Raw genomic sequence first — 18585 nt, 5'->3', positions numbered from 1 at the left:
TGCATGACATCGGCACGCTTCTTCATCATGCGCCATGGCGAGACGGTTTATAACGCCACGCGCCGCCTGCAGGCCAACCACATCCACACGCCGTTAACCCGGCAGGGCTTTGAACAGGCTGTGGCGATGGGCTGTGCACTGCGCCACGAGCTGGGCGAACGGCCGCAAGTGACACTGCACATATCAGACACCGGACGCGCATTGCAGACGGCAGCATTGATTGCCGAGGAACTGGGGCTGGACTGGTTTGCCGGACGGCGCACGATGGACCTGAAAGAGATCGACATGGGATCATGGTGCGGCCGGTCTTATGGAGAGGTGGAAGACGAAGTTGGCCCCATCGTGATCGAGGATCACTTGCTGCGCCCTGCCCCCGATGGCGAAAACTATGTGATGATCGCAGAGCGGCTGAACCGCTGGATCGCAGGGTTGGACGGGCTGGAGGGCGACCATATCGTGGTGATGCACGGCATTTCGAGCCGGGTGTTGCGGGGGATCATGGCGGGTTACCCGGTTCACCCGATCCACAACGCACCCATCGCGCCATCGCTGGTGCAAGGCTCCATAGCGCTGGTGGAAAACCGCGCAGAGACAGTCCTGTTCGGTTCGGAACGCGGGATCGAGCACGCCTGATGGGCGAAGTCGTCAACCTGCGAATGGCCCGCAAAGCCAGAACACGGGCAGGTCAGCAGATCGAAGCACAGGCAAACCGTGCGAAATTTGGCCGTACCAAGGGCGAAAAGGTCCGTGATGCAGCCGAAGCTGAACGCATGGCGCGACTAATCGATGGCGCGCGCCGGGACGAACCATGAAACGCGGCGCGATCATTGGCATGATGCTGGCCTGCACGCTTTCGGGCGCCGCATTGGCTCGCGACAGTCTGGGCATTTTCAACACCTGGGGCGCGTTTCGCGATGCAGCAGTGCCGCGCTGCTATGCCATTGCCACGGCGGAAAAAGTGGCGGGACGGCGGCAGGATTTCCAACCATATTTTACTGTCGGACACTGGCCGGGGCGAAACATTCGCAGCGCAGTGCATGTGCGGCTGGCCCGACGTCTGGCACCGGGATCAAAAGTGATCGTGTCCTTCCCCGAAGCCAACTTCGCCCTCCAAACCGGGCAAGCCGATGCATGGCCAGCCGATCAGCGCACCAATGCCGGGATCATCGCCCAGATGCGCAGCGCACGCCGCATGGTGGTGATCGCAAGCGGTGCCGATGGTCGGGGGTTCCGCGACATTTATCCGTTGGCAGGCGCCGCTTCTGCGATTGATGCAGCCGCGCTGGGCTGCGCCCGGTGAATCAGAAAGGGCGAGCCATCAGGCCCGCCCTTTCCTTTTGCATCAGATCGTCAGATCAGAAGCGCAGGCCAACACCGGCCATGACCTGATGGCGGTCGGTATCGATGTCGAATCGGCTGCTGTCAGGGGTATCGCCGTTGAAGTCGAATTCGCCCTTGCTGTAGTTCGAATAGCGGTATTCAACCTTTACAAAGGCGTTCTGACCGACCTTCTGTTCCACACCTGCACCAACGCGATAGCCGTCGGTGTCAAGACGCTGGCGCAGGTTGGTGGTGCCGTCAGTGCCCTGAAGGTTATAGCGGGCGTTGCTGTAGCCGCCCTTTACATAGACCAGCGTGCTGGGGGTCGCGGCGTAGCCAAGACGAGCGCCAACGTAGTATTCGCGACCAGCGTCAACGCGGCCAAGGTTGAATACGTTGGGTTCGCTGTTGTTGTTGTCCCAGCCGGCGCTGCTTTCCGTGATTTCAGCTTCGCCACCAAAGGTCATGCGGTCTCCCAGCGGAACGTCGTAGCCGATGCCCGCGCCATAAGTGACGCCATCGATCGACTGCTTCAGATCGCGGGTGTTATCCACGTCTTCGCTGCTGCCCGAACGGTGGTGGTCATATCCGACCAGTGCTTCGACACGTAGGCCGCTGAAGTTTTCGGCAGGGGTTGCATCCTGCGCGAACGCAGGGACAGCAATGAGGGCGGTGCCAGCGGCGAGAATTGCGCAGATCTTCTTCATGTTTCACTCCATTCGAATAGTGCCTGCCGGTTCTGGTCTGTTGTGCGACCCGACAGTGGTTCTCGTAATGAGCGAAGAGGCGATCCGGTTTCCTGAACCTCACACAACAAGAAACCGTTGCAAAACAGTCACATCTATTGCGATGAAGTGAGATAATGACACGATGAGTGACGGGAACCTGACCAACGTAAGCCCGTTCGCGCAGGCGCGTTTGCGCGAGGGGACAGAACGACATATATGGCCGCGATGCAGACCCCTACCGATACCACTTCGACCGGCCTTGGCCCGATGCCCATCCCCGGCCACATCGATCCCGTTCCCGTGCCGCGCGAAGTAACCCCGCGCGAAGATGGCCGGATCGACCTGATCGGCCTGCCGCGGCAGCAGATTGCGGAAATTTTTGCCGAAGCCGGTCTGGATGCCAAGGCGGCCAAACTGCGCGCCAAGCAGGTCTATCACTGGCTGTATCATCGTGGCGTCACCGAATTCGAGGCGATGACCGACATTGCCAAGACCATGCGCCCGTGGCTGGCCGAACGCTTCGTGATCGGGCGGCCCGAAATTGTCGAGGCGCAGGTTTCCACCGATGGCACGCGCAAGTGGCTGTTGCGCACGGCAGACAAGCACGATTTTGAAATGGTGTTCATTCCCGATGCTGACCGTGGGACGCTGTGCGTTTCCAGCCAGGTGGGCTGCACGCTGAACTGCCGGTTCTGCCATACCGGCACAATGCGGCTGGTGCGCAACCTGACGCCGGGTGAAATCGTCGGACAGGTGATGCTGGCGCGCGATGCGCTGAGCGAATGGCCCAAGGGTGCCAGCGACCTGCGGGTCGCCACCATGGCCGGACTGGACGAGGATGAGGACGAAAGCAGCTATACCTCGGACGGGCGCCTGCTGACCAACATCGTGATGATGGGCATGGGCGAACCGCTGTACAACTTCGACAACGTGCGCGACGCGCTGAAGCTGGTGATGGATGGTGACGGGCTGGCACTGTCAAAGCGGCGGATCACCCTGTCCACCAGCGGCGTGGTGCCGATGATGGCGCGCTGCGGTGAGGAAATCGGCGTAAACCTTGCGGTTTCGCTGCACGCGGTGACCAAGGACGTGCGTGACGAAATCGTGCCGATCAACCGCAAATACGGCATCAACGAACTGTTGCAGGCCTGTGCCGACTATCCCGGCGCGTCGAATGCGCGACGCATCACGTTCGAATATGTGATGCTGAAAGACAAGAACGACAGCGATGATGACGCACGCGAACTTGTGCGTCTTATCAAGCAGTACAAGCTGCCGGCCAAGGTCAACCTGATTCCGTTCAACCCGTGGGACGGCGCAGTCTATGAATGTTCAAGCCCCGACCGCATCAAGCGCTTTGCCGCTATCGTGTTTGACGGTGGCATCAGCGCCCCTGTGCGAACCCCGCGCGGACGTGATATCGATGCAGCCTGCGGCCAGTTGAAGACTGCAGCAGAACGCAAGAGCCGGGCCGAACTGGACCGGCTTGCAGAAGAAAAGCAGGCCGCGCTGGGTTAATCCCCTGCGCGGCAGGCGCCATCAGCCTACCTTACGGTCAGCCATCGGCGGCATTTCCAGTGGACCGGACCGAGACGACGCCGATGCGACCGTATCGCCATCTTCCAGACATAGCGGAGCAGCAAATTCCACGCCCATTCTGTCGGCACTCGACCAGCGGCAAGTGGCGGTAATGACGTTGTTCTCGGCAAGGGTCAGGCGGAAGATGGTCCCCGTCGGCACATTCCAAAGCCCTTCGATGAGCGCACCGGTCTGGCTCATGTTGCGGATCGTGCCGTCATAACGGTGGCCGCCGTGGTCCAGCACGACCTTGCGCAGCATGGTCTGACGCGGCGCACGGGCAGAACGCGGGCCTTGGGCAATGGCCATCAGGCCGGTAGAAAGGCGCGATACGGCGCTGTGCGCGGACAAAGGACGTTCATAGATATAGCCCTGCACATGGCTGCATCCCAATGTGCGTACCAGATCCAGCTCATCCAGCGTTTCCACGCCTTCTGCTGTCGTCTCCATACCCAATGCTTCGGCAAGGCTGACGATGGATGCGATAATCGCGCCGTTTCGGCTGCCCGGCTGGGTTGCGCCGCGCACGAACGACTGATCGATCTTGATCTTGTCAAACGGTGCCGTGCGCAAATAACCGAGCGAGGAATAGCCCGTGCCGAAATCATCCAGTGCCAGACGCACGCCCAGCCCTTTCAGCGCCCGGAACATCTGCTCGGTGCCCTCGTCATCGTTGAGGAACACGCTTTCGGTGATTTCCAGTTCCAGCCTTTCGGCCGCGACTTGCGCGCTGGCCAGTGCGCTGGTGACAATCGCTGGCAGCGCGGGGTTGGCGAACTGAAGTGGTGAGACGTTGACGGCAACCCTGACGTTTTCGGGCCAGCGCGACAGATCCTGACAGGCCGTGCGCAGCGCCCATTCACCAATCGGCGCAATCAGTCCGGTGTCTTCGGCAATCGGAATGAACTTTGCCGGGCTGATCCAGCCATGTTCAGGGTGACTCCACCGCAACAGCGCTTCAAAGCCGGTGATCTTCTCGGTCGATGTCTGGACGACCGGCTGATAGTACAATTCCAGCCCGCCATTGGCGACTGCATCACGCAGATCGTCTTCCAGTTGCCGCCGCTCTTCGGCATCGCTGTGAAGGTCCGCAGCGTAGAAGTGGTGACGCCCGCGCCCCCCGTCCTTGGCTGCATAAAGTGCAAGGTCGGCATTGCGGATCAGCGCTTCGCTGGTCACACCATCATCGGGTGCCAGCGCGATACCCACCGACGCACCGATCATCACACGGCTGCCCTCGATGGAATAGGGCTGCGACAGGCTTTCGATGATGCGTTCAGCCAGATGGCCCAGTTGTTCGCGCCCGATCTTGCCCGGCAGGATGACCTGAAATTCATCGCCGCCCAGCCGCCCGACACGGCCCAGACTGCCAACCACACGTTCCAGCCGTTGCGCCACCTGTTTCAGCAGAGCATCGCCTGCCGGATGCCCCAGCGTGTCGTTGACCTGTTTGAACCGGTCGAGATCGAGCAGAAAAACAGCGCAGGTGCGATGATGCTCCTGCGGCGCAAGCAGCAGCTTTTCAAGCGTCTGCGACATGCGGAAACGGTTGGAAAGCCCGGTCAGCGAATCAAAATGGGCCAGCCGCGAGGCGTGTTCCTGCGAACGACGTTTTTCGGTAAGATCGGTGCCAGACCCACGAAAACCCGCAAAATTGTTGAAGGTATCGTACGTGGGGCGACCGCTGATCGACCACCAGCGCTCCTCATCTTTCGACGCTGCCCGGACGGCCAGTTCGCTGAAGCTTGATCGTGCAGAAAGGTGGAATGTCAGCGTGCGTTCGCCCTCGCCCGATTGCGCGGTAAGATTGAACAGTTCAGTAAAGGGACGGCCAATCAGACCTTCGGCGCGGCGGCCCAGATTTTCAGCCACTGTCCGGGAAAGATAGGTCAGGTGGCCGCGGCGATCGGTTTCCCAGAACCAGCCCTGCCCCGTTTCCTCATAATCTGCGAGGATTTCCTGCGCGCGCGTCTGGGTGCGTTGGTCGTGCTCGGCCTTTTCCTGCGCTGCCAAATCGATGCGATGCTGGCGGACATAGGCCACCCCCGCCACGGCAAGGCCAATGGCCAACGCAACATAGCCGCCAATGGGGCTGGTAACACAAGTCATGCCCGACCAGATGCCAATCTGCGCCGCAAGAACCGTCACCAGACGTCCTGAATGAACAACTGTGGCCAGCAGTGATGTGGTGGCAACCACCGCCAGACCGATTGACCAGCTGATCTGGTCGGATTCGCACCAGATACCGATGGCCGAACCGAACATGAGCATAGGCAATGGGACTGTCAGCCCCATCAGCATCATCCGGATTCCAGTTTGCAGGTCATGGGCCGTTTCCGCTTTGGTCACCAGAAGCGAGGCACCGACCAGCAGCGCAGCGATCAGCGCCAGGACCGATGGCAGAATATCTGGCAGTTCAAGCCGGAACAGCGCAACGGCAAGCGGTGTGGCCAGTATGGCAAGCGCCAGCCTGGCCCATTCCGCCGAATTCAGCCGATTCGCCGGATCACCACCCAACAGGAACGATTCGCCTGCTGCAGGCCCTTCAGGCATCAGCACTTTTTCGCGACGTCGGGTGCGTGCGAAATGGCGGTCTGAACCGCTGGTTGTGGAAACCGCTGGCTGCGCGTCTGGAGACATGACCCAGCCAATGCACCGTCTTGCTTTTAGAAAGGGTTAAGCGCCATGCAAATCGCACGCTTTTGCCGCATATGCGAAGGTGCTAGTGCGAGGCCAATTATCGACATGGGGCGCGTGTGACAAAAACGGCGGAAGTATCGACCATCGGCGTTGGTGGGCGCAGATTGCACATTGCCCGCTGGCATGCGGGAAAACGCAAGCACCGCCCGCTGCTGATGCTTAACGGCATCGGCATGAATCTGGAGCTGCTGGGCCCTGTTGCACGGGCTTTGCCCGAACGCGAAGTGATCTGCTTTGACATGCCCGGCACCGGCCAGTCACCCGATCCGGTGCTGCCCTATACTATTCCCTGCATGGCACTGACCACGGCTGCGCTGCTGGATCGGCTGGATATCGAACAGGCCGACATCCTGGGCATTAGCTGGGGCGGCGCGCTGGCGCAGCAGTTTGCCTTTCAGCACCGGCAACGCACCGGACGGCTGGTGCTGGCGGCCACCGCTGCCGGGGCTACGATGGTGCCCAGCAACCCGGCGATGCTGGCACATCTTGCCGATCCGCGCGAATATACCGTGGAGCGCACCCTGCGCCGCAACCTTGCTTCGATCTATAATGGTGGCGGCTCAGGCCGGGTTTCGCTGAACGCGGCAAAGGCACCATCACCGCTGGGTTTTTCGTATCAGATGGCCGCCTTCGCCAGTTGGACCAGCCTGCCGTTCCTGCCCTTGCTGTCCATGCCAGTCATGGTCATGGCGGACGAGGAAGACCAACTGGTGCCGTCCACCAACGCGCAATTCCTGCACAATGCCATTCCGCACAGCCGCATCACCATGTTCAAGGGCGGCGGGCACCTGTTCATGCTGTCGCAGCGGGATTTGTTTATCAGTCACTTGCGCGCGTTTCTTGATGAACAGGATGATGCTGCCTGACCGCCCCGGTTTGGCCGCTTTCCTTTTGCCGCGCTTGCGATAGCATCGCCATCCAAGGACTCATAAGTCCAAGAACGCATTAGTGGGAGTGGCCATGCGGCATATCGCGATCATCGGTTCCGGGCCTGCAGGATATTACACAGCCGAAGCCGCGCAAAAGCAGTGGGGCGATGATGTGCGGGTCGATATTTTCGACATGCTGCCCGTGCCATACGGCCTGATCCGCACCGGCGTTGCACCCGATCATCAGTCGATCAAGGGGGTGTCGCGGCGCTATGAACAGACCGCGCTTTCGCAAAACGTGCGGTTCGTCGGCAATGTGAAAGTCGGGCAGGACGTGTCCGTGGCCGAATTGCAGGGCCTTTACGATGCGGTCGTGTTGGCCACAGGTGCCCCACGCGACCGACAACTGGGCGTTCCGGGCGATCATCTGGCCAACGTCCATGGCAGCGCCGCCTTTGTCGGGTGGTATAATGGCCACCCGGAATTTGCCGCGCTCGACCCCGACCTTTCCGGCCATACCGCCGTGGTCATCGGCATGGGCAACGTCGCGCTGGACGTAACCCGCATCCTTTCCAAAACGCGCGAGGAATTTGCCGGAAGCGATATCGTCAGCCACGCGCTGGACCGATTGATGGCATCGGGCATCCGCCGCATCGTGATCCTTGGCCGGCGCGGGCCGCACCAGATCATGATGACGCCCAAGGAACTGGGCGAAATGGGCCATCTTTCGCGCACCGCGCCACATGTGGACCCGCGCGACTTGCCCGATGTGGGCGATGATGCACTGCTTGAGCCGGGAATCCGCAAGTCAGTCAGTCATTTGCGTTCATTTGCCGCCATTCCTGAAAGCCACCGCGCCGATCTTCCGCTTGAAGTAGAGTTCGACTTCTTCGCCGCTCCGCGCGCACTGCTGGGCGAAGGCAAAGTGGAAGCCATCGAGGTGGAACGAACGAAAATCGAAGCGGGTCGGGCAATTGGCACTGGCGAGTTCTATGAAATTCCGGCCAGCCTTGTCGTCTCGTGCATCGGATACCAGACAACGCCCATCCCCGGCGTTCCGTTTGATGAGCGAGCCGGCCGCTTTGCCAACGATGACGGCCGCATCCTGCCCGGCCTGTATTGCGTCGGCTGGGCAAGGCGTGGTCCATCGGGCACCATTGGCACCAACCGACCTGACGGATTTTCGATCATCGAGAAGATTGCCGAAGATATTGTCGGCACTTCGGGCAAGAAAGGCCGCGAAGGCTTCGACGCACTTGCCACGACGCGCGGGTTGGAAGTGGTGACCTTCCGTGACTGGAAAAAAATCGAGGAGGCCGAGGCAGCCCGTGCGCGTGACGGCGCCCCACGCGAGAAATTCGTCGATATTGCCGAAATGATCCGCGCGCGCAGTTAGACTCGCCAACAATTGACCCGCGCCGCAAGCCATGACTTAATCGACCAGTTAACGCGACTGGCCGCCGGATCGAGTCGGCCTGCGCAGGGAGAAGGAGCAGCCAATGCCAGCCTATGACCTCATCATCCGCAACGGCACCATCGTTGATGGCACCGGCAACCCTCGGTTCACCGGCGATGTCGCGATCCGCAACGGGTTGATCGCCGCAGTCGGCAAGATCAATGGCGATGCCGCCGAAGAAATCGACGCCAGCGGACGGATCGTCGCGCCGGGCTGGGTCGATGTCCACACCCACTACGACGGACAGGCCACATGGGATGCGGAAATGGCGCCATCATCGTGGCACGGCGTGACCACAGCGATCATGGGCAACTGCGGCGTCGGCTTTGCCCCAGCAGCGCCAGACCGGCATGACTGGCTGATCGGTCTGATGGAAGGTGTGGAGGATATCCCCGGCACGGCGCTGGCCGAAGGCATCACATGGGAGTGGGAAACCTTTCCAGAATACCTCGACACGCTGGACAAAATGCCCCGCGCAATCGACATTGGCACGCACGTTCCGCACGGCGCAGTGCGCGCCTATGTCTTGGGTGATCGCGAAAAGCCGGGGGCGGTGCCAACCACGGACGATATCCGCAAGATGGCTGATATTGTGGAAGATGGCGTCCGCGCCGGCGCCCTTGGCTTTTCTACCAGCCGAACGGTCATTCACAAATCCATCGATGGCGAAGTCGTGCCCGGCACCACCGCCACCGCTGAAGAGCTGATCGAGATTGGTCGCGCGATGGGCCGTGTTGGCTATGGCGTGTTCGAAATGGCGTCGGACATGAAGCGCGAATGGGATGAATTCGGCTGGATGGGCGCGCTCAGCCGCGAAACCGGCCTGCCAGTGACGTATGCCGCGCTGCAATCCATCGCCAAGGAAATGACGCTGGAAGAACAGATCGCCGAAATGCGCCGCCAGAACGAACAGGGCGCCAATATCGTGGCCCAGATCGCGCTGCGCGGGAACGGTGTCATCATGGCATGGCAGGGCACCATTCACCCGTTCCGCTTCCGCCCCAGCTATGCCGCCATTGCCGAATTGCCGTGGGATGAACAGCTTGCCCACCTGCGCGATCCTGCCTTCCGCGCCAAGGTGCTTGCAGAGGCCAATGCCTATCCCGAAAGCGACATCATCAGCCTGTTCATGATGATTGCCGAAGGCTGGCACAACCAGTTCATCATGGATGATGACTTCGATTACGAACCGCAAGCGGATGCCAGTGTGCTTCAGCGCGCCAAGGCAGCAGGCCTTGCGCCCGATGCCTATGCCTATGACAAGCTTATGGAAAATGATGGGTCAGGGTTTATCTACCTTCCGATCCTGAACTATGCCGACGGCAATCTGGACTTCCTGGAAGCACTTCAGGACGCCGACGATACGGTCAATTCCCTCTCTGATGGTGGCGCGCACTGTGGCACCATCTGCGATGCCGCCAGCCCTACATTCATGCTGCAGCATTGGGTGCGCGACCGTCGCCGGGGTGGACGGATCAGCCTTGAACATGCCGTAAAGCGCCAGTCCCACGACACGGCGCGCCTCTATGGACTTGATGACCGTGGGGTGATTGCGCCGGGATATCTGGCAGACATCAACGTAATCGATTTTGACCGGGTTCGCCTGCTGAAGCCTTGGCTGGCGTTCGATTTGCCCGCTGGCGGCAAACGTCTTTTGCAGAAGGCAGAAGGCTATGACTGCACGATCAAGGGCGGAAAAGTGACCTTCCGCAACGGCGAATGGACTGGGGCGACGCCGGGCAACCTGATCCGCGGACCACAGCGGGCCGATATGATGGAGGCAGCGGAATAATGAGCGTGCAGGTCATTCGCGTCGGCGCGCCAGCCTCGCTGGACACACTTCATGCCGATTTCCTGCCCGATTGTGGCGATCCCGGTCCCGGCGAAATCCGGGTTCGGCTGCATGCCTCGTCGCTCAATTTCCACGACTATGCCGTGGTTACCGGGATGCTTCCTGCCGCAGCGGGCCGCATCCCCATGTCTGATGGCGCGGGCGTGGTTATTGCCACCGGTGATGGCGTTGCCGCTTTCAAGGCCGGCGATGCCGTAGTGTCGACCTTCTTTACCGACTGGGACGCCGGACCGCCGAAATCTGCAGCGTTCACCACTGTTCCAGGCGACGGGATTGATGGTTATGCGCGGACTGAAGTGGTTGTTCCCGCCCACTGGTTCACCCGTGCGCCTGCCGGTTACAGCCATGCCGAAGCGGCGACCCTGACCTGCGCCGGGTTGACAGCATGGCGCGCTCTGTTTGTCGACAATGCCATCAAGCCGGGCGACACCGTGCTGGTTCAAGGCACCGGCGGCGTGTCCATTTTCGCGCTGCAATTTGCCAAAGCGGCAGGCGCGCGGGTTATCGCCACAAGTTCGTCCGATGCCAAACTGGAACGATTGGTCGAAATGGGTGCCGATGCGACGATCAATTACAAGGAAACGCCTGCGTGGGGCGTAAAAGCCCTTGAACTGACCGGCGGTGCGGGCGTCGACTGCGTTGTCGAAATCGGCGGGGCCGGTACGCTTGACCAGTCGATGATGGCAACGCGAGTCGGCGGGCATGTCGCTCTGATCGGCGTACTGGCCGGATTTGCCGGGCCAGTGCAAACCGCGCTGCTGATGGCCAAGAACCTGCGCGTTCAGGGGCTGACAGTCGGGTCACGGGCAGACCATCTGGCAATGATTGCGGGCATTGAGGCAAGCGGTATCAAGCCAGCGATCGACCGCCATTTTCCGCTGAAGCAGCTTGCCGAAGCGTTTCGCCATCAGGAAAGCGGAAAGCACTTCGGCAAGATCGTGATCGATATCTGAGAAGAGCCGTCAGGCAGCGTGGCGCAATTGCCCTACGCCCGCGCTACCTGCCTGCTGCTCCAGCCGGAAATTCTGGACCAGCGTGGCCAGCCGGTTGGATTCTGCGGCAAGGCTGCGTGCGGCCGCCGTCGCTTCTTCCACCATTGCTGCGTTCTGCTGGGTCATCGTATCCATTTCCCGCACAGTTTCGCGCACCTGACCGATGCTGGTCGCCTGATTATTGGCCATCTGGGCAATACTGCTGGCAAGTTCGGCAACATGGCCAACCTGTTCAACGATAACCGAAAATGTCTCGCCGGTCTGGCCGACAAGGCTAACGCCGCGCTCAACCTGAACCGAACTTTGTCCGATCAACTGCTTGATATCGCGCGCGGCATCCGCCGTGCGCTGAGCCAAAGCCCGGACTTCGGTAGCGACCACCGCGAACCCGCGCCCGGCATCGCCCGCGCGCGCCGCCTCTACACCTGCATTCAGCGCCAGCAGGTTGGTCTGAAACGCGATCCCGTCGATCACTGAAATGATCTTGCCGATTTCCTGCGCGGATTCGTGAATATCGTTCATGGCAGAAACTGCCTCACCCACAACCGAACCGCCCTTCATGGCTTCACCATGCGCCTGATGCACCGAATCGTGCATGTGCGCAGCATCGTCCGCCGTGGTTCGCACGGTCGATGCCAGCGTGGTCATGGCAGCAGAGGCTTCCTCCAGACTCGCCGCCTGCTGCTCTGTTCGACGGGCAAGATCGTCCGACGCCTGTCGAATTTCTCGAGCACCAACGCCAACTGTCATGGATGTCTGGGCCACATCGCCCAAGGCACTAGCCACCTGCACACGCATTCCGTCAAGATGGCGCTGCAATTCGGCAAAGGCAGCCGGCAGATCGGGCGCTGCAGTGGCGAAATCGCCGTCGGCCATGGCCTGCAAGCTGGCGCTAACTTCATCGATCACCGCGATGCGCGCTGCCTCTTCAGCTTTGAAATAGGCTGAAAGCGCCACTTCCATGTCGAGCAGGGCCATTTTTATCATCGATGCCATCGCGCGGGCTTTCTTGCGCGGGGCCAGTGAGCCGCCAACGCCCGAAAACATCCCGGAAATGATCTGTTCCAGCACCATGGCATAAGCGCCGATATACCAGCCCGGCTCAAGCCCGATGCGGGCATGAACATTGCCGATCCGTTCCGCGCTTTCAAAATAGGCGTCGCCTACCTGCCCGCCGAACATGCCTGCCCAGTGTTCAACCTGCTTATCCCGCGCGTGACGCATGCCCTGGCGCGAACTAAAGAATTTGGCCGTCTCCGGGGTTGCGGCGATCTGATCGTACAGCTTGTCGAGCGCGGCTGGCGCGTAGGCCTGCAACGATTTCAGAATGAAAGGAAATCTAGCGTAGTCATCACGGCCGATGCTGAAAAATTCCAGCTTCTTGGCCACGGTCTGTCGATGACTTTGATCTTGCATCTGCGCTGCTCCTAGAATGGAACAGGCATGCCATCGCTACCGTCAATTTGTCGGTAATAGCCGCCCCGCACCGCTACGAGGAGCAAGGTTTAACTACGATTAACCATTGATTATTCAGGCCTGCGGCGGCTGCGCGCAAGATAGCAAACAGCCGCCAAAAACAATCAGACCCGCATCGGCATGAGCACATAGAGCGCAGCCGATTTGTCATCCTTGCGGATCAGTGTCGGCGCGCCGGCATCGGCAAGATGCAGTTCCACCGTATCCCCATCAATCTGGCTGAGGATGTCTTTGAGATAATTGGCATTAAAGCCGATCTCGAACCCTTCCGCGCTGTAATCTGCGGCCAGTTCTTCTGCCGCCGTGCCGTTGTCTGGGCTGGTAACCGACAGCGTGACGCGGTCGTGTTCAAGCGCCATCTTGACCGCGCGGGTCTTTTCGGTGGCGATGGTGGCAACGCGATCCACACCTTCAAAGAAGGAGCGCGGATCAAGCTTCAGCAGCTTGTCATTGCCGGTAGGGATCACGCGGCTGTAATCGGGGAACGTGCCGTCGATCAACTTGCTGGTCAGCACCACACCGTTTTCACCGCCCAATGTGAAACGGATCTTGCTGGCGGAAAGATCAACCAGAACGGCTGAATCCAGCACTTCTTCCAGCAACTTGCGCAGTTCGCCCACGCATTTGCGTGGCACGATCACATCAGGCATGCCTTCGGCACCATCGGGACGAGCGATGGTGAAGCGGGCAAGGCGGTGGCCATCGGTGGCAGCCGCCTTGAGCACAGGCTGCGTTTCGTCCGAAACGTGCAGGAAAATACCGTTGAGGTAGTAGCGCGTTTCTTCCGTCGAAATCGCAAAACGGGTGCGGTCGATCAATTCGCCCAGCGTGCGCGCGGGCACTTCGAAGCTGGTCGGAAGATCGCCTTCGACGATGACCGGAAAGTCGTCGCGCGGCAGAGTGGGCAACTGAAAGCGGCTGCGCCCGGCCTTTACGACCATGCGGTTGTCCGCCGTTTCCAGCCTGACCTGCGATCCGTCTTGCAGCTTGCGCGCAATGTCGAACAGCAGGTGCGCAGAAACCGTGATCGCGCCCGGCGTTTCAACCGAAACGGCGGCCATAGATTCCACGATCTGCAGATCAAGATCGGTCGCCATAAGGCGAACCGTGCTGTCGGGCGATGCTTCGATCAGCACGTTCGACAGGATCGGAATCGTGTTGCGGCGTTCAACCACCGACTGGACGTGGGACAAGCAGCGCAGCAGCGTCGCGCGTTCAATCGTCGCCTTCATTCTCGTCTCGATCCCCCCAGGGAGCAGGCAAGGCCCATCCCCGTGCGTTGACTGGTCCGGGGAATCGCGTCCCCGGCGTGCGGTTCGGACCATCTGTCTTAACGCGAGGGCGGGACGCGGCAAGCGCCGGTCCCGCCCATATGGCCTAAGCTGGGGATAAAACCGCCCGGATAGGGCGATTTCGGTCAGGAAATCATCGCCATGCCGCCGTTGACGTGCAGCGTCTGCCCAGTGACGTATCCTGCTTCCTTCGAAGCAAGGTAGGCAATGGCCGCGCCGATGTCGCTGCCTTCACCCATCCGGCCCATCGGAATGCGGGCGTTGAGCGCGTCTTTCTGGCCATCTGGCAGCACATCGGTCATCGCGGTGCGGATGAAGCCGGGGGCCACGCAATTGACCGTGACATTGCGGCTGGCCAGTTCCTGCCCCAATGATTTCGACATGCCGACAAGGCCAGCCTTGGCTGCGGCATAGTTGATCTGCCCCGGATTGCCGGTGGCGCCCACCACGCTGGTCACGGTGATGATACGGCCAAAACGGGCCTTCATCATCGGCTTGGTCGCCGCGCGCATCAGGCGGAATGCCGCTTCAAGGTTGACGCGGATCACCGCATCCCATTCCTCGTCCTTCATGCGCATGGCCAGATTGTCGCGCGTGATTCCGGCATTGTTTACCAGAATGTCCAGCTTGCCCAGCGTGTCGAGCGCAGCAGGGACCAGATGTTCGACCTGGTCGGTGTTCGAAAGGTCGCAGGTGATCTCGACGTGATCCTGGCCGTAAGTATCGTTCAGTTCTTCGCGGAAGGCCCGCAACTTGGCCGGATTGGTGCCTGAAAGGGCAATGCGCGCGCCCTGCCGCGCCAATGCATGGCAGATGGAAGAACCGATGCCACCAGCAGCCCCGGTGACAAGCGCGGTCATCCCGCTAAGGTCGAAAAGACGGTTTTCCATGGCTCTCACATTTCCTTCAGGATGGCTTCGATATCGGCCATGCCGACAACGCTGGTGACAGAGACATCGGCGACCGAACGGTTAATCATCGGGCCAAGCACTTTGCCGCCCAATTCGATGAACTGTTCGACGCCTGCATCCTTCATCGCAATCGCGCTTTCGCGCCAGCGCACGCGGCCGGTGACCTGTTCAACCAGCAGGCGCTTCACCTCTGCAGGGTCGGTGACGATTGCGGCGGTGACATTGGCGAACAGGGCAACGCGCAAGGCAGCAGGCGGCGTCTTTTCAAAAGCCTCCGCCATGGTATCAGCAGCAGGCTGCATCAGCGGGCAGTGGAACGGCGCAGACACCGGCAGCAGCACGCCACGCTTGATGCCGTGGTCCTTGACCATGGCAACGGCGCGCTCGATTGCCGCCTTGTGGCCGGACAGCACGACCTGCGTGGGGTCGTTGTCGTTGGCAACGGTGCAGATTTCGCCTTCAGCAGCGGCCTGCGCCAGTGCGCTTGCCTTTTCGATATCGGCGCCCAGCAGCGCGCACATTGCGCCCTGCCCCACTGGCACGGCGGCCTGCATCGACTGGCCGCGCAGTTTCAGCAGGCGAGCCGTATCGGCAAGGCTGAATGCCCCTGCGGCACACAGCGCGGTATATTCGCCAAGGCTGTGCCCGGCGACGTACCCGGCCTTCTCGGCAAGGGTAATACCGCCTTCGCGCTCCATCACGCGCAGCACGGCAATGGCATTGGCCATAATTGCAGGCTGGGCATTTTCGGTAAGGGTCAGAACATCTTCCGGCCCTTCCTTCATGATCTGGAACAGCTTCTGGCCCAGCGCTTCGTCAACTTCCTCGAACACTTCGCGCGCGGCGGCGCTGGCCTGTGCCAGTTCCAGCCCCATGCCGACCTTCTGGCTGCCCTGTCCCGGAAAAACGAATGCTCGCATCTGACCCTCCAAATATTGGCGCCCTTATCAGGGGTGGCGCCCTATGCCGCGCCTGCCTGTCAGGCAAGTCCGAACGGCACGATCCTGTTGTCAACATCATGCCCGATATCGGCAGTGCCAAGGTAAGGGATACCGGTATGTCCGCACCAGTGCCGTACCATGTCTTCCACCCCGGCCCCAAACGGACGATCATTTTCAGGCACATCGCTGACCCGACCCAGCCGCAACCCGGCAATGCCGATCCTGGCCAGATTGCCGGTTACATGAAACAGCAGGCGGTCCACCGCATAGTGATATTCGGCTACCTCTTCGACCATGACAACGTGCCCTGAAAGATCGGGCATCAAAGGCGTGCCACAAAGCATTGCCAGCGTCATCAGGTTGAACGCCACGACCGGTTGGGTGCCGTCAAGAGTAGGTTCAAGTCCCGCACGGCCACCAGCAAGCCAGTCGAGCGAACGCCGCACGGCTGCTTCTCCACCTGTTCGCCGGATATCGCCCGGCATCGGGGCATGGACCGGCCGACCAATTCGCGCGCGGTAAAGCATGGCCAGCAAAGTACCGCCATCGGAATAGCCCAGATACTCCTTGTCATGCGCCACCGGGGACAGCCGGGCCAAAGCATCCATGGCAATGCGATTTGCGCCATAGCCCCCGCGCACGAACCACACCGCATCGAATGCGGTATCGTTGGCGCATTCCACAAATGCCGACAGGCGCAAGGCATCTGGCCCGGCAAAATGGCCTTCGCTGGCAAAGCATTGATCGTGAAAATGCAGACGAAGTTCTGGAAATTCCGCCTCGGCCAGCGCAAGAACCCGCGCGGCATCATCGCGCGTGAACGGCGTTGAAGGGGCGCATATGGCAATGCTTTTGGTCACTGGCTTCCTCTAGCGCGGTTCGCCCATCCGACGGAAGGCGCAATCGCAAGGTTGTCACCGGGCGCGCAGACGCATACCGAAAGCGCCATGACCACGCCTGCACAAACCACACCGGCCAGCACCACAAATCCTGTCACGGCATTGACCGATCGCGACTGGTTCTTCTGCGGCATCGGCGGATCGGGTATGTTGCCGCTGGCGCTGATCCTTAACGGCATGGGCGCGCAAGTCGCCGGGTCTGACCGGAGCCGCGATCAAGGACGCACGCCGGAAAAGTTCGGCTGGCTGGAAAGCCTTGGTTTTACGTTGTTCCCGCAGGACGGGTCAGGCATCACATCCCAACAGCAGGTACTGGTCGCATCGGCGGCGGTCGAAGATACCGTGCCCGAAGTGGTCCGGGCCACACAACTTGGCTGTGCAAGGATGAGCCGAGCGGACCTTCTTTCGGCCCTGTTCAACGCCGCGCCGCAGGGCATCGCGGTGGGGGGAACAAGCGGCAAATCGACCGTCACCGGCATGATCGGCTGGATATTCACATCCGCCGGGTGCGACCCCACGATCATGAACGGCGCAGTGATGAAGAATTTCGTTTCGCCACAGGCCCCCTTTGCCTCTGCCCGTGTTGGCAAGGGTGGCAGCTTCATTTCCGAAGTGGACGAAAGCGATGGCTCGATCGCGCTTTACACGCCCGATGTAGCCGTGCTGAACAACGTCAGTCTCGATCACAAAAGCCTTGAAGAACTGCGCGAATTGTTTGGCAATTTTATTGGTCGCGCAAGGGTTGCCGCGATCAATGCCGATGATGCCGAAAGCATGGGCCTGATTGGACACGCCAATCAGGCGGTAACCTTCGGCCTGTCCAATCTGGCCGACATCTCGGTAGTCGCAAGCAGTATTGTCGAAGGCCCGACCAGCATTGCAGCTACCGTCACGGACAAGCGCGATGGCACATCATGCGCGGTTGCCCTACAGGTACCCGGACGTCACAATCTGGCAAATGCGCTGGCCGCCTTGGCCGCGGCCAATGCGGCGGGAATCCCCCTTACGGAAGCCGCACGCCACCTGTCGGGCTTTGCTGGCCTCGCCCGCCGCTTTGACATTGTCGGCACCAGTGCATCGGGCATCACGGTGATCGATGATTTCGGGCACAACCCTGAAAAAGTCGCTGCAACGCTGGCCACGCTGAAAGCCCACCCCGGCCGGGTGATCGCCTTTTTCCAGCCGCACGGCTATGGTCCCTTGCGCCAGATGGGCCACGAACTAGCCGAAATCATGGCCACTCGTCTTGGACCGGACGATCTTACCATGCTGTGCGATCCGGTTTATTTCGGCGGCACGGTCGACCGTTCGGTCGGGTCTGAACGCATCGTCGACCTGATCCGCGACCATGGCGGCAAGGCCGAATATGTGCCCCGGCGCAGCGATTGCGCCGACCGCATCGTCAGCCTTGCCCGCAGTGGTGACCGCATAGTCGTGATGGGTGCGCGCGATGATACGCTGGCCGTGTTTGCGCGCGATATCCTGTCGCGGCTGAGCGCTGGATAAAAAACAGAACCGGCGCTCAGCTGACCGCCGGTTCCCCCTTGTTGCGACCCAAGGGCTTGTGCCAG

Annotated in this window: 16 protein-coding genes; 9 read left to right on the top strand and 7 right to left on the bottom strand. The window is 60.7% G+C overall.

The genetic code is table 11. The features are described from left to right. Window positions 1-3: 3 nt before the first annotated feature. The 3 genes from OVA07_RS09885 to OVA07_RS09875 are packed head-to-tail and all read left to right on the top strand — an operon-like array spanning window position 4 to window position 1300. The gene (locus OVA07_RS09885; RefSeq protein WP_268171262.1) at window positions 4-633 is read left to right on the top strand and encodes a phosphoglycerate mutase family protein; all 630 of its coding nucleotides are present in this window, start codon (window positions 4-6) and stop codon (window positions 631-633) included. Then, window positions 633-812, top strand: a complete 180-nt coding sequence (locus tag OVA07_RS09880; RefSeq protein ID WP_268171261.1) for a DUF4169 family protein — start codon at window positions 633-635, stop codon at window positions 810-812. The genes OVA07_RS09885 and OVA07_RS09880 overlap by 1 nt, the downstream gene beginning before the upstream one ends. After that, window positions 809-1300 carry a hypothetical protein gene (locus OVA07_RS09875; RefSeq protein ID WP_268171260.1) on the top strand — a complete coding sequence of 164 codons (492 nt, stop codon included), beginning with the start codon at window positions 809-811 and terminating at the stop codon, window positions 1298-1300. Before OVA07_RS09880 ends, OVA07_RS09875 begins: the two co-directional genes overlap by 4 nt. Before the next feature lie 55 nt (window positions 1301-1355). On the opposite strand, the gene OVA07_RS09870 is transcribed toward OVA07_RS09875, so the two are convergent. After that, window positions 1356-2027, bottom strand: a complete 672-nt coding sequence (locus OVA07_RS09870; protein WP_268171259.1) for an outer membrane protein — start codon at window positions 2025-2027, stop codon at window positions 1356-1358. A gap of 237 nt (window positions 2028-2264) precedes the next feature. Between OVA07_RS09870 and rlmN the strand changes: the two genes are divergently transcribed. Next, window positions 2265-3566: a 23S rRNA (adenine(2503)-C(2))-methyltransferase RlmN gene (gene rlmN, locus OVA07_RS09865; protein WP_268171258.1), complete on the top strand. Its 1302-nt coding sequence runs from the start codon at window positions 2265-2267 to the stop codon at window positions 3564-3566. 21 nt (window positions 3567-3587) lie between these two features. Here rlmN and OVA07_RS09860 read toward each other — a convergent pair whose 3' ends face one another. Then, on the bottom strand, window positions 3588-6179 hold the full coding sequence (locus OVA07_RS09860) for an EAL domain-containing protein (RefSeq protein WP_326493118.1): 2592 nt from the start codon (window positions 6177-6179) through the stop codon (window positions 3588-3590). 203 nt (window positions 6180-6382) lie between these two features. Between OVA07_RS09860 and OVA07_RS09855 the strand changes: the two genes are divergently transcribed. From OVA07_RS09855 to OVA07_RS09840, 4 genes are all read left to right on the top strand, one after another. Continuing rightward, window positions 6383-7192, top strand: coding sequence for an alpha/beta fold hydrolase (locus OVA07_RS09855; RefSeq protein ID WP_268171256.1), 810 nt, complete (start codon window positions 6383-6385; stop codon window positions 7190-7192). Window positions 7193-7286: 94 nt separating this feature from the next. Then, on the top strand, window positions 7287-8591 hold the full coding sequence (locus tag OVA07_RS09850; protein ID WP_268171255.1) for an FAD-dependent oxidoreductase: 1305 nt from the start codon (window positions 7287-7289) through the stop codon (window positions 8589-8591). 103 nt (window positions 8592-8694) lie between these two features. Then, on the top strand, window positions 8695-10443 hold the full coding sequence (locus tag OVA07_RS09845) for an N-acyl-D-amino-acid deacylase family protein (protein ID WP_268171254.1): 1749 nt from the start codon (window positions 8695-8697) through the stop codon (window positions 10441-10443). Next, window positions 10443-11456, top strand: a complete 1014-nt coding sequence (locus OVA07_RS09840; RefSeq protein WP_442789640.1) for a zinc-dependent alcohol dehydrogenase family protein — start codon at window positions 10443-10445, stop codon at window positions 11454-11456. Before OVA07_RS09845 ends, OVA07_RS09840 begins: the two co-directional genes overlap by 1 nt. A gap of 9 nt (window positions 11457-11465) precedes the next feature. Here OVA07_RS09840 and OVA07_RS09835 read toward each other — a convergent pair whose 3' ends face one another. The 5 genes from OVA07_RS09835 to OVA07_RS09815 all read right to left on the bottom strand — a co-directional run bounded on the left by OVA07_RS09835 (window position 11466) and on the right by OVA07_RS09815 (window position 16975). Further along, window positions 11466-12911 carry a globin-coupled sensor protein gene (locus tag OVA07_RS09835; RefSeq protein WP_268171253.1) on the bottom strand — a complete coding sequence of 482 codons (1446 nt, stop codon included), beginning with the start codon at window positions 12909-12911 and terminating at the stop codon, window positions 11466-11468. Between the two features lie 164 nt (window positions 12912-13075). Continuing rightward, window positions 13076-14203 carry a DNA polymerase III subunit beta gene (gene dnaN, locus OVA07_RS09830; RefSeq protein WP_268171252.1) on the bottom strand — a complete coding sequence of 376 codons (1128 nt, stop codon included), beginning with the start codon at window positions 14201-14203 and terminating at the stop codon, window positions 13076-13078. A 185-nt stretch (window positions 14204-14388) separates the two neighbouring features. Further along, window positions 14389-15153: a 3-oxoacyl-[acyl-carrier-protein] reductase gene (fabG, locus tag OVA07_RS09825; protein WP_268171251.1), complete on the bottom strand. Its 765-nt coding sequence runs from the start codon at window positions 15151-15153 to the stop codon at window positions 14389-14391. A gap of 5 nt (window positions 15154-15158) precedes the next feature. Further along, complete coding sequence (fabD, locus tag OVA07_RS09820) at window positions 15159-16094, bottom strand: ACP S-malonyltransferase (protein WP_268171250.1); 936 nt, start codon at window positions 16092-16094, stop codon at window positions 15159-15161. A 59-nt stretch (window positions 16095-16153) separates the two neighbouring features. After that, window positions 16154-16975: an LD-carboxypeptidase gene (locus tag OVA07_RS09815; protein ID WP_268171249.1), complete on the bottom strand. Its 822-nt coding sequence runs from the start codon at window positions 16973-16975 to the stop codon at window positions 16154-16156. Window positions 16976-17062: 87 nt separating this feature from the next. On the opposite strand from OVA07_RS09815, the gene OVA07_RS09810 reads away from it, so the two are divergent. Continuing rightward, window positions 17063-18520 carry a glutamate ligase domain-containing protein gene (locus OVA07_RS09810; RefSeq protein ID WP_268171248.1) on the top strand — a complete coding sequence of 486 codons (1458 nt, stop codon included), beginning with the start codon at window positions 17063-17065 and terminating at the stop codon, window positions 18518-18520. Window positions 18521-18585 lie beyond the last annotated feature (65 nt).

The organism is Novosphingobium sp. SL115 (assembly GCF_026672515.1).
In the GTDB taxonomy this organism is placed as follows: domain Bacteria; phylum Pseudomonadota; class Alphaproteobacteria; order Sphingomonadales; family Sphingomonadaceae; genus Novosphingobium.
This window is presented reverse-complemented; position numbering and strand designations above follow the sequence as displayed.

Excerpts from the sequence above, each read along its gene's own strand:
- OVA07_RS09885 (WP_268171262.1), top strand. The coding sequence starts at position 4 with ATGACATCGGCACGCTTCTTCATCATGCGCCATGGCGAGACGGTTTAT.
- OVA07_RS09810 (WP_268171248.1), top strand. The coding sequence starts at position 17,063 with ATGACCACGCCTGCACAAACCACACCGGCCAGCACCACAAATCCTGTC.
- OVA07_RS09875 (WP_268171260.1), top strand. The coding sequence starts at position 809 with ATGAAACGCGGCGCGATCATTGGCATGATGCTGGCCTGCACGCTTTCG.
- fabD (WP_268171250.1), bottom strand. The coding sequence starts at position 16,094 with ATGCGAGCATTCGTTTTTCCGGGACAGGGCAGCCAGAAGGTCGGCATG.
- rlmN (WP_268171258.1), top strand. The coding sequence starts at position 2,265 with ATGGCCGCGATGCAGACCCCTACCGATACCACTTCGACCGGCCTTGGC.
- OVA07_RS09835 (WP_268171253.1), bottom strand. The coding sequence starts at position 12,911 with ATGCAAGATCAAAGTCATCGACAGACCGTGGCCAAGAAGCTGGAATTT.
- OVA07_RS09850 (WP_268171255.1), top strand. The coding sequence starts at position 7,287 with ATGCGGCATATCGCGATCATCGGTTCCGGGCCTGCAGGATATTACACA.
- fabG (WP_268171251.1), bottom strand. The coding sequence starts at position 15,153 with ATGGAAAACCGTCTTTTCGACCTTAGCGGGATGACCGCGCTTGTCACC.
- OVA07_RS09870 (WP_268171259.1), bottom strand. The coding sequence starts at position 2,027 with ATGAAGAAGATCTGCGCAATTCTCGCCGCTGGCACCGCCCTCATTGCT.
- OVA07_RS09860 (WP_326493118.1), bottom strand. The coding sequence starts at position 6,179 with ATGCCTGAAGGGCCTGCAGCAGGCGAATCGTTCCTGTTGGGTGGTGAT.
- OVA07_RS09880 (WP_268171261.1), top strand. The coding sequence starts at position 633 with ATGGGCGAAGTCGTCAACCTGCGAATGGCCCGCAAAGCCAGAACACGG.
- OVA07_RS09840 (WP_442789640.1), top strand. The coding sequence starts at position 10,443 with ATGAGCGTGCAGGTCATTCGCGTCGGCGCGCCAGCCTCGCTGGACACA.
- dnaN (WP_268171252.1), bottom strand. The coding sequence starts at position 14,203 with ATGAAGGCGACGATTGAACGCGCGACGCTGCTGCGCTGCTTGTCCCAC.
- OVA07_RS09845 (WP_268171254.1), top strand. The coding sequence starts at position 8,695 with ATGCCAGCCTATGACCTCATCATCCGCAACGGCACCATCGTTGATGGC.